The sequence below is a fragment of the Salmonella sp. SAL00670 genome (assembly GCF_046552235.1).
In the GTDB taxonomy this organism is placed as follows: Bacteria; Pseudomonadota; Gammaproteobacteria; order Enterobacterales; family Enterobacteriaceae; genus Salmonella; species Salmonella enterica.
This window is the reverse complement of sequence record NZ_JBGDUO010000002.1, coordinates 591,464-606,082: the sequence shown is the minus strand read 5'-3', so window position 1 is coordinate 606,082 and position 14,619 is coordinate 591,464. Positions and strand designations below refer to the sequence as shown.

General features: G+C 53.0%; 13 protein-coding genes. 2 read left to right on the top strand and 11 right to left on the bottom strand.

What is annotated here, in order from left to right:
• The 9 genes from ACLJRS_RS10405 to ACLJRS_RS10365 form a co-directional block, all read right to left on the bottom strand.
• Positions 1-306 carry a YqjD family protein gene (locus ACLJRS_RS10405; protein ID WP_000031220.1) on the bottom strand — a complete coding sequence of 102 codons (306 nt, stop codon included), beginning with the start codon at positions 304-306 and terminating at the stop codon, positions 1-3.
• A gap of 41 nt (positions 307-347) precedes the next feature.
• On the bottom strand, positions 348-716 hold the full coding sequence (locus ACLJRS_RS10400; protein WP_000877300.1) for a DUF1090 domain-containing protein: 369 nt from the start codon (positions 714-716) through the stop codon (positions 348-350).
• 144 nt (positions 717-860) lie between these two features.
• Entirely contained in the window at positions 861-1,244 is a 384-nt protein-coding gene (mzrA, locus tag ACLJRS_RS10395; RefSeq protein ID WP_000917516.1) for an EnvZ/OmpR regulon moderator MzrA, read from the bottom strand.
• A 3-nt stretch (positions 1,245-1,247) separates the two neighbouring features.
• Entirely contained in the window at positions 1,248-1,910 is a 663-nt protein-coding gene (yqjA, locus tag ACLJRS_RS10390) for a DedA family general envelope maintenance protein YqjA (protein ID WP_000422141.1), read from the bottom strand.
• Between the two features lie 449 nt (positions 1,911-2,359).
• Entirely contained in the window at positions 2,360-3,604 is a 1,245-nt protein-coding gene (gene sstT / locus ACLJRS_RS10385) for a serine/threonine transporter SstT (RefSeq protein WP_000235363.1), read from the bottom strand.
• A 254-nt stretch (positions 3,605-3,858) separates the two neighbouring features.
• Positions 3,859-4,827, bottom strand: a complete 969-nt coding sequence (locus ACLJRS_RS10380; protein ID WP_001098840.1) for a TerC family protein — start codon at positions 4,825-4,827, stop codon at positions 3,859-3,861.
• A 270-nt stretch (positions 4,828-5,097) separates the two neighbouring features.
• A complete protein-coding gene (locus ACLJRS_RS10375; RefSeq protein ID WP_000617688.1) occupies positions 5,098-6,096 on the bottom strand; it encodes a Gfo/Idh/MocA family protein in 999 nt (332 codons plus the stop codon).
• 88 nt (positions 6,097-6,184) lie between these two features.
• Complete coding sequence (locus ACLJRS_RS10370; RefSeq protein ID WP_410957803.1) at positions 6,185-6,877, bottom strand: vancomycin high temperature exclusion protein; 693 nt, start codon at positions 6,875-6,877, stop codon at positions 6,185-6,187.
• A gap of 151 nt (positions 6,878-7,028) precedes the next feature.
• Positions 7,029-7,526, bottom strand: coding sequence for a M48 family metallopeptidase (locus ACLJRS_RS10365; RefSeq protein WP_410957802.1), 498 nt, complete (start codon positions 7,524-7,526; stop codon positions 7,029-7,031).
• An 85-nt stretch (positions 7,527-7,611) separates the two neighbouring features.
• Here ACLJRS_RS10365 and rlmG point away from each other — a divergent pair, with 85 nt between their 5' ends.
• Positions 7,612-8,748, top strand: coding sequence for a 23S rRNA (guanine(1835)-N(2))-methyltransferase RlmG (gene rlmG, locus ACLJRS_RS10360; RefSeq protein WP_000019989.1), 1,137 nt, complete (start codon positions 7,612-7,614; stop codon positions 8,746-8,748).
• Between the two features lie 80 nt (positions 8,749-8,828).
• On the opposite strand, the gene ACLJRS_RS10355 is transcribed toward rlmG, so the two are convergent.
• The gene (locus tag ACLJRS_RS10355) at positions 8,829-10,847 is read right to left on the bottom strand and encodes an FAD-dependent oxidoreductase (protein ID WP_000121515.1); all 2,019 of its coding nucleotides are present in this window, start codon (positions 10,845-10,847) and stop codon (positions 8,829-8,831) included.
• A gap of 169 nt (positions 10,848-11,016) precedes the next feature.
• Complete coding sequence (gene ygjG / locus ACLJRS_RS10350; RefSeq protein WP_001536702.1) at positions 11,017-12,396, bottom strand: putrescine aminotransferase; 1,380 nt, start codon at positions 12,394-12,396, stop codon at positions 11,017-11,019.
• 429 nt (positions 12,397-12,825) lie between these two features.
• Between ygjG and ACLJRS_RS10345 the strand changes: the two genes are divergently transcribed.
• Entirely contained in the window at positions 12,826-14,346 is a 1,521-nt protein-coding gene (locus ACLJRS_RS10345) for a PAS domain-containing methyl-accepting chemotaxis protein (protein WP_000094651.1), read from the top strand.
• Positions 14,347-14,619 lie beyond the last annotated feature (273 nt).

The window sequence follows — 14,619 nt, the reverse complement described above, 5'->3', positions numbered from 1 at the left end:
TTAACGACGCGTCAGCAGTACGCCCAACACCAGACCGACAGCGGCGCCAATGCCTACGCTTGTCCAGGGATTTTCGCGCACATAATCATCGGCGCGGGCGGCGGCGACGCGAGTCTGTTTGGCAATCACATCACCCGTTTCGCCCAGGCGGTAACGGCTCTCTTTCAGCGCGCGCTCGGCTTTGCTACGAATCTTACTCAACTCTTCTTTCGACTTTTCGCCCGAAGAGCTCAGCACTTCTTCAAGCGTATCGGTCAGGGATTTCAACTCAGCGCGCAGATGTTCCGTAGTGTTATCTTTCGACATAGTTTTCTCCAGGTGAGTGAGTATTTACATTCGGCGTTAATTTAGTAGTCTCTGGCCTCAAGTTTTTTTAGCTCATCCTGAGCCTCGGCCAGCTTACGTTCACGTTTGTCTATTTTATCCGCATCGCCTTTTGCTTTTGCCTCGGCTAAATCACGTTGGCGTTCGGCTACCTCTTCTTTTTGCTCAGCGACCTTTTTCTGATGCTCGGCGCGCAGCTTGCTGTCAGTACAATTGGCGCGTACTTCGCTGAGCGCCTTGTTCAGACCCTCAATACGGCGCTGATTGTTGTGCTTTTCAGCGTAGCTAATTTCCTTTTGTATATCCTGCTCTTTTTCCTGACAAAGCGAATTAGCGTAGCTACCGGCGCTAAGTGTAAAAAGCGTGATAGCCAAAGCGATGCGGTATTTCATTCCTGAACTTTCCCTTATGTTCGGACCCGTTGTCCGGGGCGGTGATCCCGATAATAACGCGGTGGGTTAAACACCGCTTTATTAATCATAGTCATTAAACAATGAAATCACCAAAGTGAGTGATATGATTCGGATTCCTGGAGATTAGCCAAAGCGGTGTGAGCTTTCCCGTAAGCGGGACAGCCACTGTACCGTTTCGTTGTCATCGTCCTGCTGAGCGACGACATAACCGTGTGGTAACGTTTGATCAAGCACTGTTTTTGCTGCGGCGCTTTGCGCAGGGGAATCGAAGGTAATGAGCAACATGTCATTTTTAGGCGTAATGCTTTTAAAATGAATGCCGTTCGCATCCAGATGATGCAGAACTGAGAAGCCGTCTGGCATACTGGCGCCCTGGTTAACCGCGCGAATGGCCAGCGTCGACTCTTGCTGACGCAGCGTTGACCACGTCATCATGAGTATGGTCAGCATCAGTAGAAAAGCGCTGATCCAAATGAGTTGTCGGGCAGTTATGCGTGGTTTAAGCATAAGTTATCCCCGGCTCCCATACTTCTTTTTCCACAGCATGACCAGTGAACCCGCCAGGCCAAAAAAGAGCAGCACCACGGGCAGCAGCATCAGGCATGACATTAACTGATCTTCATACTTCATAAAGACGGGCGTTTTGCCCAGCAGATAGCCCAGCGACGTCAGGATAAGCACCCACAACAAGCCGCTCATCCAGTTGAAGAACTGAAAGCGCGCGTTATTCAGGCCGGATATGCCGGCAATGGTGGGCAGCAGCGTTCTGACAAACGCGATAAAACGGCCTATCAATAATGCCGACAGGCCGTGCTTATGGAAAAGGTGATGGGCGCGTTGATGATAATGTGCGGGGAGATGAGAGAGCCAGTTTTGCACGGTGCGGGTATTCCCCAGCCAGCGGCCCTGAATATAGCTCACCCAGCAACCCAGGCTGGCCGCGACGGTAAGCAGCAAAATGGTTTGTGGAAAACCCATCGCGCCTTTGGCGATCAGCACGCCGACCAGGATCAACAGGCTGTCGCCAGGCAAAAAGGCGGCAGGGAGCAGCCCATTTTCCAGAAACAAAATCATAAATAACACAAAATATAACATGCCAATCATGGAAGGATTGGCCAGTGTTTCAAAGTCCTGAGCCCACAGGGCATTCAGCAATTGAGTCAGTAGTTCCATTCAGTATTCCTGGAGAATCGGTTAACGTCACGCCGGTGATCTGAGGTTTGCACTGCCGCAACAGAGTTGGAGTTTTTATCAGCGTTGCGGAAACGGCAAATTCGCGGCCTGAACTATTCCTTGTTAAGTTGTGAAGTAAGCAAGCACTAACACACAAAAATTCAAAATGCATCTAATTGTAACAAAGGTCAACGAAGTCCGTTATAGAAATTACGCGTCGTTGAGCTTTGATTTTGCTTATCGCAAGGGAGGGTGGCGAGAGGATTTACACAGGCTGACACTTTATACTTTACGCTGACCGAGCGCCGCGGCAGACGCCATCTACATATAACGTTACGCGAGGATGTTGCGTGTGGATATAAATTCGCTTTACGTCACAGCCTACGGATTGGGAGATTCAGATCTATCGTTACGCCGGATGGCATACGCCATCCGGCATCGATAATCACTTAGCTACGCAAGGCGTTATTCGCCAGACGTTCGTCCTCTGCCTGGCAGGCTGCCGCAGTGAACAGAACATCGGTAGATGAGTTCAGCGCCGTTTCACACGAATCCTGCAATACGCCGATAATAAAGCCGACCGCTACTACCTGCATCGCGATATCGTTCGGGATGCCAAACATGTTGCACGCCAGCGGGATCAGCAGCAATGAACCGCCTGCCACGCCGGAGGCGCCGCAAGCACACAGCGAGGCCACCACGCTCAGCAGCAGCGCTGTAGGCAGATCCACCGGGACGCCTAACGTATGGACTGCCGCCAACGTCAGAACCGTAATGGTAATTGCCGCGCCGGCCATATTGATAGTGGCGCCCAGCGGAATGGAAACGGAGTAAGTATCCCTGTCCAGATTCAGCTTTTCGCACAGCGCCATATTCACTGGAATATTGGCGGCAGAGCTGCGGGTAAAGAAGGCATAAACGCCGCTTTCACGCAGGCAGGCGAACACCAGCGGATAAGGGTTGCGACGAATTTTCCAGAATACCAACAGCGGGTTGACCACCAGCGCGACCAGCAGCATACAGCCAATCAAGACGACCAGCAGGTGCGCATAGCCCCACAGGGTGGAGAAGCCGGTGGTTGCAAGCGTTGATGAAACCAGACCAAAAATACCGACTGGCGCGAAACGGATCACCAGTTTCACCATAAAGGTCACGGCGTTAGACATATCGTTCACGAGGTTTTTGGTGGTTTCATTGCCATGACGCAGGGCAAATCCCAGACCGACGGCCCACACCAGAATCCCGATATAGTTAGCGTTCAGCAGCGCGTCGATGGGGTTCGACACCATGCTCATCAGCAGACCGCGCAAGACTTCTACAATGCCGGACGGCGGCACGATATCCTGGGCGCTACTGGACAGATGCAGCGTTGAAGGGAAGGCGAAGCTGAACACAACGGCCGCCAGCGCGGCTGAAAAGGTGCCTAGCAGGTAAAGAAAGAGAATAGGGCGAATATTGGTTTTTTGGCCGTGCTGATGGTTGGCGATCGAGGCCATTACCAGCATCAGCACCAGAACGGGGGCGACCGCTTTTAAGGCGCCGACGAACAGGGTGCCAAGCAAGCCAACCGCTTCTGCCGCAGGCTTAGAAATCCATGCCAGTAAAATCCCCAGTACCAGACCCACTAAAATTTGTTTAACCAGACTGCCTTGCGCTAAACGCTGCAGTAGCCCTGATGCTCGTTGCGTAGCCATTTCATGTTCCTTGTATTGTGTTGCTGGTCATCCCCTGCACGCTCTTACGGCGCATCTTTCAGGATGTAACAAAGTGTTTGCCTGGTTGAGTATAAGGAAAGTTGAAGGTTCGGGAAGCGAAATATCCTGGATTTTTTGCTGTGATCATGTTTTATAACTTTATATTAACAGTATTGTGACATGTTAAACAAAAACGCCCGACAGGTGTGCGCTGCCGGGCGTTTTTGACGGGGCAGGTTTACCCCGATAAAAGATTATTGCGCTCGTAGTTTCTTATCGCGCTGATGGTTAACCCAGGCGTTAATCACCAGCGTAATGGTCAGAATGCCAAACACTACGCCCAGCGAAATCGCGATAGGAATATGGTAGAAGTCGACGATCAGCATCTTAATGCCGATAAAGACCAGAATGACCGCCAGACCATATTTCAGCATCGAGAAGCGTTCCGCCACGCCGGACAGCAGGAAGTACATCGCGCGCAGTCCTAAGATGGCAAACAGGTTAGAGGTCAGTACGATGAACGGGTCGGTGGTGACCGCAAAGATCGCCGGAATACTGTCAACGGCGAAGATTACATCGCTGAGCTCAACCATAATCAGCACCAGCAGCAGCGGCGTGGCATACAACAGGCCGTTTTTACGTACGAAAAAGCGCTCGTTCTCGATCGTATCGGTCATACGCAGATGCCCGCGCAGCCAACGCACCATCGGTTTTTCGCCAATGCCGGATTCGTCTTCCTTCGCCAGCGCCATTTTTACGCCGGTAAACAGCAGGAAGGCGCCGAACACATACAGCAGCCATTCGAACTGAGTGATAAGCCAGGTACCGGCGAAAATCATGATAGTACGCAACACGATCGCGCCAAGAACCCCATACACCAGCACCCGGCGTTGCAGAGCCGGAGGGACGGAGAAATAGCTAAACAGCATCAGCCAGACAAAGACGTTATCTACGGCCAGCGACTTCTCAATCAGATAGCCGGTAAGGAACGCCAATGCCTGCGGGTCAGCAACTTCGCGCCCTTGCGTTTCAGCCAGATACCACCAGAAAGCGGTGTTAAACAGTAGCGAGAGCGTTACCCACAGGATTGACCATCCTGCCGCTTGTTTCATCGACATCGCATGTGCGCCACGGCGTCCCTGCAACAACAGGTCGATGGATAGCATTATCACCACAACAACCGCGAATCCACCCCATAATAATGGCGTACCAACAGTATTCATTATTTCTCCCTATGCAAAAAAAAAACGGCTAACGCCGAATGGCATTAGCCGTTGCTTTTATGCATAGACCTTGCCATTCGGCAAGGTCTCACTTACAACAATAAAGGAATACGCTGACGCATTCCTTTATGGCTGCCCGGTGACCGGATGTGGTTTTGCACACATCGTAATGACGATCGACCGGCAATGAAGTTACTCCCCTTTGCGCGTAACAAAGTATGACAGGCCACGCGTAGAGTCAATGGCCTGTAACATATGATTTACATAATTTTACGCAGTAAGGGGATGAGTCAGATCGTCCGCCGGGAAGATGACCCCGGTTTGACGGCGTATTTCTGTCAGCCATTTTGCCGTGGCGCGACTTAGCGACAACCCCGGATGTTCCACGGCATGGTTTTCAATAAGCTGGGCAAACGCCCCGGCTTCATACAGCATGGTATTAATATGCTGAGGCTGGGTCAGATCCTGCATCAGCGCGCCGCGCGGCGTAAAACACACTTTCTGGCATTCCGACAGCTTTTCAATGACCAGCGATCCCCTCTCGCCCTGAATTTCACTGGCCAGTACCGAGTCGCTGACTTTGGAATGCTGTAGCGTGACGCTAAAATCGCCGTAATCCATAACCACGACGCCGTGCGCATCTACTCCGCTTTCCAATAAATTCGCCGACGCCTGAACGCTGCGCGGCTCGCCCCATAGCGCGATCGCCGACGCCAGACAGTAATACCCGATATCCATAATCGAACCATTGGAGAAGGCCGGATTAAACGTATTCGGGTTTTCACCGTTCAGATAGCGCTGATAACGTGAAGAGTACTGGCAGTAATTTAGTAATGCTTTATGCATTCTGCCGATTTTCGGCAACGATTCCCGCAGCAGCAGGAAATTGGGCAGGCAGGCGGTTTTAAAGGCTTCAAACAGTACCCGCTGATTATCGCGCGCGCAGGCGATAGCGGCATCAACCTCCGCCAGGTTAGAAGCCAGCGGCTTTTCGCACATGACATGTTTTTTATGCTGCAAAAAGCGCTGCGTCTGGGAGAAATGCAGGGAATTCGGGCTGGCGATATAAACCGCCTCGATCGCGTCGCTTTGCGCCATCGCTTCCAGCGAGGTAAACAGATGCTCGACGGGATAATCATTTGCGAAAGACTGCGCCTGTTCAAGACTACGGGAGTAAACGGCGGCGAGCCTGAATTTGCCGGTTTCATGGGCGGCGTCGACAAACTGGCGCGTGATCCAGTTAGTCCCAATTACAGCGAAACGTATCATAAACGTCAGCGGACTCCAGAAAGGGATTTTTCGTCAATGTAGCACGCCTTTCCGCCCTTGCCAGTGCGCTGCGACGCACTCTGGCATTTTACTGGCGAGAAGGGCACCCGTGTGCGCTATCAGCCCCAATAGTGACGCCAGCGCCCAGATATTTAGGCTGACGGTGCAAAATTTTGGCATCCAGCACCGCGCTAACCCGCGCCAGCTTTTCCCGAAGTCGTGTGTAGGTTCCGTGCCTTTTATTCAGATCCGGCGCGTTAACGCCGATAGCGTCTATGCCATATTGTTGCGCCAGCCAGATCGCCCGTTGATTATGGAATGCTTGCGAGATAATCGTAATGCGGCTTTCGCCAAACACTTTCCGGGCGCGAACTACGGAGTCCAGCGTGGAGAATCCGGCATAATCACAAAAAATGGCCGTTTCCGGCACACCTTTCGCTATCAGCGCCTGCTGCATCGCCGAAGGTTCATCGTACTCTTTTTTGCCATTGTCGCCGCTGACTAACAGCCACTTCACTTTACCGGCGTGATACAACGCGGCGGCAGTATTAATCCGCCGGGTAAAATACCGATTGCCGGGTTTAGCGCCTAACACCAGCCCGACGTTGCGGGCGGGAACGGTCTGAATGTCATTCCATGTCAGATGCTGTGAGGCGTTGACGATAAGCCAGTTGGAATAGAAAAGCGCGACGCCTGCTGCGACAAGCAGAAAACACGCCACTGTTAACGCCCGGCGTGTAAAACAGAGGCGGCGGATAAAACGGGCACATTGTGAGAGCATGGTTGTTGCGCGGTTCCGTTGGCGGTGGATAAAAAATACCCTCTACAGATCGTCATCCTTGACGTGGCGGCAGGCAATGAGCGAAATGTGAACGCGCCGATTTTATGCCCACGCCGTTAAAAAGATACGGGGGAAGGGGCATTTTCAGAATTTATTGTGCCGACAGCGCCTGATGCGTCAGCCACAGTCGCGTATCAAACTCCATTTGATGGTACTGCGGTTCCATATGGCAGCAGAGCTGATAAAACGCTTTGTTATGATCTTTCTCTCTCAGGTGTGCCAGTTCGTGAACCACAATCATCCGTAAGAATGGCTCCGGGGCGTTGCGAAACACGGTGGCGACGCGGATCTCCGCCTTTGCCTTGAGCTTGCCGCCCTGAACGCGCGAGACAGCGGTATGCAGTCCCAGCGCATTTTTCAGCACATGGATCTTGCTGTCATACATCACTTTATTGATGGGCGGCGCATTGCGCAGAAACTGACTTTTCAGTTCCTGAGTATAGTGATATAGCGCTTTGTCAGTAGCGTAATCATGCGCGCCGGGATAACGTTTTTCCAGCACTGCTCCCAGGCGCTGCTCGGCGATTAAGGCGCGCACCTGGGCAAGGAGATGTTCCGGATACCCCTGAAGGTAAGTTAGTGAGGTCATCAAAGCTCCATGTTGCTGATAAAAAGTGTATACTCACGCACCCTTTTCAGGGATAACGCCGCAATTTTACCATTCAGGAGGCCTAATGAGCCACGTAGACGACGGTTTCCGTTCACTGACGCTGAAACGTTTTCCGCAAACGGATGATGTTAACCCGCTTCTGGCGTGGGAGGCGGCCGATGAGTATCTGCTGCAACAGTTGGATGAGACGGAAATTCGCGGCCCGGTGCTGATCCTGAATGATACGTTTGGCGCGCTAAGCTGTGCGCTGGCGGAGCATTCGCCATACAGTATTGGCGATTCGTATTTAAGCGAACTGGGTACGCGAGAGAATTTACGCCATAACGGCATCGCGGAGTCCAGCGTAACGTTTCTCGACAGTACCGCTGACTACCCGCAGGCGCCGGGCGTGGTATTGATTAAGGTACCGAAAACACTGGCATTGCTGGAACAGCAGTTACGCGCTTTGCGTAAGGTCGTTACGGCGCAAACGCGTATTATCGCCGGCGCGAAAGCGCGTGATATTCATACCTCTACGCTGGAACTGTTTGAAAAAGTGCTGGGCCCAACCACGACGACGCTGGCGTGGAAGAAAGCGCGCCTGATTAACTGTACCTTCAGTCATCCGCAACTGGCCGACGCGCCGCAAACGCTAAGCTGGAAACTGGAAGATACAGGCTGGACGATTCACAACCACGCGAATGTGTTTTCTCGTACCGGATTGGATATCGGCGCGCGCTTCTTTATGCAGCATTTGCCGGAAAACCTCGACGGGGAGATTGTCGATCTCGGCTGCGGCAATGGGGTGATTGGCCTGAGCTTACTGGCGAAAAATCCGCAGGCGAACGTAGTATTTGTCGATGAATCGCCGATGGCGGTAGATTCCAGCCGTTTGAATGTAGAAACGAACCTGCCGGAAGCATTCGAACGCTGCGAATTTATGATCAACAACGCGCTCTCCGGCGTGGAGCCGTTCCGTTTTAACGCGGTGTTCTGCAATCCGCCGTTCCACCAGAAACATGCGCTGACGGACAATATCGCCTGGGAGATGTTCCATCACGCCCGCCGCTGCCTGAAAATCAACGGCGAACTGTATATTGTGGCGAACCGCCATCTGGACTATTTCCACAAGCTGAAGAAGATTTTCGGTAATTGCGCGACGATAGCAACCAACAATAAATTTGTCATTTTGAAAGCGGTGAAGCAGGGACGCCGTCGATAAGGCGCTCAAGCGTCATACCGGCCTATAAAACCGGTATGACGGCGTAAGCCCGATAAGCGCAGCGCCATCAGGTAAAGTCGTTAAATCTCCAGCGCCAGTCGGGTGCCCTGGGCAATCGCCCGTCGGGCATCCAGCTCCATCGCGACATCGCATCCGCCGATAAGATGTACCGTTTTACCTGCGGCGCGTAACGGGTCCGCCAGCTCGCGGCGGGGTTCTTGTCCGGCGCAGATCACCACATGATCCACTTCCAGCAACTGCGGTTCGCCGCCGATCAAGAGATGTAATCCGTCGTCGTCGATCTTCTGGTAACTGACTGCCGGGATCATCTTCACGCCGCGCGCCAGTAACGTCGCGCGATGGATCCAGCCGGTGGTTTTACCTAACCCTTCGCCCGGCTTGCTGGCTTTGCGTTGCAGCATGACGATTTGCCGTGGACTACGTGCCAGGCGTGGGCCTTCCGGGCGCAGACCGCCTGCCTGTTGCAGGCTGGTATCAATTCCCCATTCCGTACAAAATTCAGCAATATTTTGGCTGGTGGATTCGCCGTGCTGGCTCAGATACATGGCCGTGTCAAAACCGATCCCGCCGCAGCCGATGATCGCCACTCGTTTACCAACCGGCGCTTTATCGCGCAATACCTCCAGGTAGGTCAATGCCTTTGGATGATCGATACCGTCTATCGGCGGGCGGCGCGGTACTATTCCACAGGCGAGGATCGCTTCGTCAAACGGCTGAAGATCCTCTGCGTTCACCCGTTGGCTCAGTTTCAGCGTAACGCCAGTAACATCGATCATTCGACGGTAGTAGCGCAGCGTTTCGTAAAACTCCTCTTTACCCGGGATCTGCCTGGCGATAGTAAACTGGCCGCCAATTTCACTCTGGGCGTCAAACAGCGTGACATGATGGCCGCGCGACGCGGCGTTAATCGCGAAAGCCAGCCCCGCAGGGCCTGCGCCGACAACGGCCAGATTCTTTTTGCGTATGGCCGGCGTTATCGGCATGTGGGTTTCGTGACAGGCGCGCGGGTTCACCAGACAGGAGGTCACTTTGCCAATGAAGATCCGATCCAGACAGGCCTGATTACAGCCGATACAGGTGTTGATCTCATCTGCGCGTCCGGATTGCGCTTTAGTCAGGAATTCGGCATCGGCAAGGAAGGGACGCGCCATCGACACCATATCGGCATCGCCGCGCGTCAGGATCGTCTCGGCGATCTGCGGATCGTTAATGCGATTGGTCGCGATCAGCGGAACCGACACATGACCTTTGAGTTTCCGCGTCACCCAGCTAAAGGCGCCACGCGGTACTGGCGTGGCGATGGTCGGGATTCGCGCCTCATGCCAGCCAATGCCGGTATTAATTAGGCTTGCGCCTGCGGCTTCAATGGCTTGCGCCAGTTGTACCGTTTCGTCGAACGTGCCGCCATTTTCCACCAGATCGAGCATCGACAGGCGATAGATAATAATAAAGTCGTTCCCTACCCGCTGGCGTACCGCGCGTACTACCTCAACCGCGAAGCGCATACGGCTGACATAGTCGCCGCCCCATTCGTCATCGCGATGGTTAGTTCGCCGGGTGAGAAATTCATTAATCAGATAGCCCTCTGATCCCATCACCTCTACGCCATCGTAGCCTGCTTCCCGCGCCAGTTGCGCGCAATGCGCGAAGTCGTCGATTAACTGCAAGATTTCATCATGCGTCAGTTCATGCGGCATAAAGCGGTTGATTGGCGCCTGAATTGCCGACGGCGCGACCAGGTGCGGCTGATAGCTGTAACGTCCGGTGTGCAGAATTTGCAGCGCGATTTTACCGCCTTCCGCATGTACGGCATCGGTCACCACGCGGTGAGGCGTTAACTGGCTGGCATCGTTCAGCATCGCGCCGCCGGTCATCACGACCCCGGAGGGAACGGGCGCAATACCGCCGGTGACGATTAACGCTACGCCGTGTCGCGCGCGCTCGGCATAAAATGCCGCCAGGCGCTCGGCGCCATCAGGATGTTCTTCCAGACCCGTGTGCATCGATCCCATCAGCACACGGTTTCTGAGAGTAGTAAAGCCCAGATCGAGCGGGGCGAACAGCGACGGGTAGCTCATAAGCGTATCCAGTATGTAAAATTATTGTTATGTGGTCGGATGAGTTACTACTGTAGCCGTCGCGAGGTAAAAGGGAAAAGGGGAATGTGGTGATTGTGATGGGATTCAAAAAAGAGGCCGCGACCCGGGGAAAACAGGCCGGATAAGCATAGCGCCATCCGGCATGTTTTTAAACCTCTTCAACGCTCACCTGCATCGCCGCCAGCGCATTACGCGCTGATTTCAATACCTGTTCGCACAGTTCAATGGTTAGCGTGAGCGGTGGCTCGATACGAATTGTTTTCGCATTATTCAGCGTACCAGCGACCAGCACGCGTTGACGGAACATCTCACTGGCAAAACGGTAGCCCGTTTCGTTATCGACAAATTCAATGGCCATCAACATACCTTTGCCGCGCGCCTCGTGTACCAGATTGGGATATTCACGCGCAAGTTGTCGAAAACCATCCAGGAGCGTATCGCCTTTTTGTTCCGCCTGGGCCGGGAGATTTTGCTCCAGCAGGACGTTAATGGTCGCCAGCGCGGCAGCACAAGCCAGCGGATTACCGCCAAAAGTGGTGGTATGCAGGAAGGGGTTGTCGAACAGAACCGAAAACACCTCTTCAGTCGCGATGGTGGCGCCAATCGGCATCACGCCGCCGCCCAGGGCTTTCGCCAGACACAGAATATCAGGCTGCACATTTTCGTGCTCACAGGCAAACATCTTGCCGGTACGCCCCATGCCGGTTTGTACTTCATCCAGAATCATCAGCGCGCCGAATTCGTCACAGAGCTTACGTACCTCTGTCAGGTATCCCTGCGGCGGCAGGATCACGCCGCCTTCACCCTGAATAGGCTCCAGAATCACGGCTGCTATCTCGTCGCCCGTTTTTTTGCCTTCGCTAAATGCCATGCTCATCGCGTCAATATTGCCAAACGGCACATGGCGGAAGCCCGGCAGTAAAGGCATAAAGGGTCTGCGGAAGGTGGATTTGGCCGTGGCGGAGAGCGCGCCCAATGATTTGCCGTGAAATGCGCCGCTGGTGGCGATAAAGGTAAACTTGCCGCGCGGCGACTGATACGCTTTTGCCAGTTTTAGCGCCGCTTCGACGGATTCGGTGCCGCTGTTACAGAAAAAGCTGTACTTGAGTTTCCCCGGTGTCAGCGCCGCCAGCGTTTTTGCCAGCATCGCCCGCAAGGGATCAAGTAACTCCTGGCTGTGGAGAGGTTGTTTTGCGAGTTGATTCTGGACGGCGGATACCACAACAGGATTACGGTGCCCCACGTTAAAGATGCCAAACCCCCCAAGACAGTCGATAAACTCCTGCCCCTGGGTGTCGACAAGCGTATTCAAACTGCCCGCTTGCCACTCTACGGCTCCGTAATCCCCGCCGGCGGTAACAGATTTCCGGTATTCCAGAAATCCTGGATTTACATGCTCTTTAAAGTAGTCAATGACCTCTCGGTTTAGTGCTTTCATTTCCTCATGGTTTAGCGTTCGCTTCTCGATGAGATTCAGTGCGTGCGCGCTACAGGCCAAAGCCGATGCGCTGGAAGGTAACCTGTTCAAAATGAGCTCCAGAGGGCCGTGTATCACATGATACTGAATTAAGTATTGCAGGGATTAGCGGGGGTCTAAGCCCATAGTGAAAATCGGGATAAACACCAGGAATAATCACATTTACACAACATTTAATGTCATGTGTTAACAATTGGATGCATTTTGAGCAGATCTTGTTTTACGGTTTACGGTGTGTTGCGTTAGCGGCAGCGTGAGAAAAAGGTGAGCCAGGGCAGATTTTAAAGAAAAAGGTTGTCCACGCTAAACAATTTCATAATGAAAATAAGGCGCAGGATGAGGTGAAAATCGTACAAATATTAAGGATTAATCGCAAATTGCGATCCAGAGCAATTTTAACAACTAAAGATAAATAGATTAGCGCCGAAATAACATCTGAGCGAAAAATTAACATCCAGATAACCTGCACAGGACGCTATCATGTCTTCTCATCCCTACGTCAGCCAGCTAAATACCCCGCTGGATGATGATACCACTCTGATGTCTACGACCGACCTGGAAAGCTATATCACTCACGCCAATGACACTTTTGTCCAGGTGAGCGGCTATCAGTTAAACGAGTTACTGGCGCAGCCACATAATCTGGTGCGTCATCCGGATATGCCGAAAGCTGCCTTCGCAGATATGTGGTACACCCTAAAACAGGGCGAACCGTGGAGCGGCATTGTGAAAAACCGGCGTAAAAACGGCGACCATTATTGGGTGCGGGCCAACGCGGTACCGATGATACGTGAAGGGCGTGTGACTGGATATATGTCGATCCGTACCCGCGCCACGGATGATGAGGTTGCCGCCGTCGAGCCTTTATATCAGGCGCTAAATGAAGGGCGGTGTAGTAAACGAATTCATAAAGGCCTGGTGGTTCGTCAGGGTTTGCTGGGCAAACTGCCCGCTATGCCTGTTCGCTGGCGAGTGCGTAGCATTATGGGGCTAATGGCCGTAATGCTGGCGTTGGCGTTGTTCGGTACGGATGCCTCATGGCAGGCGTTGCTGTTGGGCGCGTTGGCGATGCTGGCAGGTACGGCGCTATTGGAATGGCAAATTGTGCGTCCCATTGAAAATGTGGCGACGCAGGCGCTGAAAGTGGCGACCGGCGAACGCAACAGCGTACAACACCTTAATCGTAGCGATGAGTTGGGGCTGACGCTGAGGGCCGTGGGGCAGCTTGGCTTGATGTGCCGCTGGCTGATCAATGACGTATCAAGTCAGGTTTCCAGCGTCAGAAACGGCAGTGAAAGGCTGGCGAAGGGTAACAATGATCTGAACGAACACACCCGTCAGACCGTGGAGAATGTTCAGGAAACGGTAACGACCATGAACCAGATGGCGGAGTCCGTGAAGCTCAATTCCGAGACGGCTTCCGCTGCGGATAAGCTTTCCATGGCGGCCAGTAGCGCGGCGACTCAGGGAGGTGAGGCGATGGATACGGTGATTAAAACGATGGATGATATCGCTCACAGTACGCAACGTATCGGGACGATCACCACGCTAATTAACGATATCGCTTTTCAGACGAATATCCTGGCGCTGAATGCGGCGGTAGAAGCGGCGAGAGCGGGCGAGCAGGGGAAAGGGTTTGCCGTGGTTGCTGGCGAGGTACGCCATCTTGCCAGCCGCAGCGCTAATGCGGCGAACGATATTCGTAAATTAATTGACGCCAGCGCAACAAAGGTGCAGTCAGGCTCCGAGCAGGTTCACGCCGCAGGCCGTACCATGGATGACATTGTAGCTCAGGTGCAAAATGTCACCCTGCTTATCGCACGTATCAGTCAGTCGACGCAGGAACAGACAGATGGGCTTTCCAGCCTGACCCGCGCCGTGGACGAGTTGAACCGCATAACCCAGAAAAATGCGGCGCTGGTGGAAGAGAGCGCACAAGTCTCCGCAATGGTAAAACACCGTGCCAGCCGGCTGGAGGATGCGGTCACGGTACTGCATTAAGTTTATTTGTAGGTAGCAATGGTAATGACATCCGCCCGGTAGCAACAGGCTTACCGGGCGGATGCGCTCTGATAGAAGGCGGTGCCTGCCATCATAGAGAGTATCAGTGGCCTGTGATGTTAAAAATAATGTGATATTTATTCCTTCTCCCTTGTCTACCTATTAATAGGTATAAACTCAGTTAATAAATAAGAAATGGTTAACCTTTTAGCGTATTTCTTTCATTATTAGTGCCAATTTATGTCACTTTTGGTTCATCTTTCTGTGAACAAT